Source organism: Psychromarinibacter sediminicola (genome assembly GCF_029168335.1).
Classification (GTDB): Bacteria; Pseudomonadota; Alphaproteobacteria; order Rhodobacterales; family Rhodobacteraceae; genus Psychromarinibacter; species Psychromarinibacter sediminicola.
Genome location: NZ_JARGYC010000266.1, coordinates 1 through 327, shown reverse-complemented (window position 1 = coordinate 327; position 327 = coordinate 1). Strand labels below are relative to the sequence as shown.

Here is a 327-nt window from a genome sequence, read left to right as displayed (position 1 = left end):
GTGATCTCGCGGCTGACCGGTGAGTGGCAGCAGGAATACGACCGCTGGCAGCGGCGCGATCTCTCGGCGCGGCGGTATGTCTACATCTGGGCCGACGGTGTCTACCTGCAGGCGCGGATGGAGGCCCAGGCGGAGTGCATGCTGGTCATTCTCGGGGCCACGCCCGAGGGGAAGAAGGAACTCGTCGGTTTCCAGGTCGGCGTGCGCGAGAGCGCACAGAGCTGGCGCGAGTTGCTGGTCGACATCAAGGCCCGCGGCCTCAAGGTGCTGCCCGAAATCGCCGTCGGCGACGGAGGCATGGGGTTTTGGAAGGCCCTCGACGAGGTG

1 protein-coding gene is annotated in these 327 nt (G+C 67.0%); it reads left to right on the top strand.

The features are described 5' to 3' along the window. On the top strand, positions 1 to 327 hold a 327-nt coding region (locus P1J78_RS25295), incomplete at both ends, for a transposase (protein WP_275570121.1).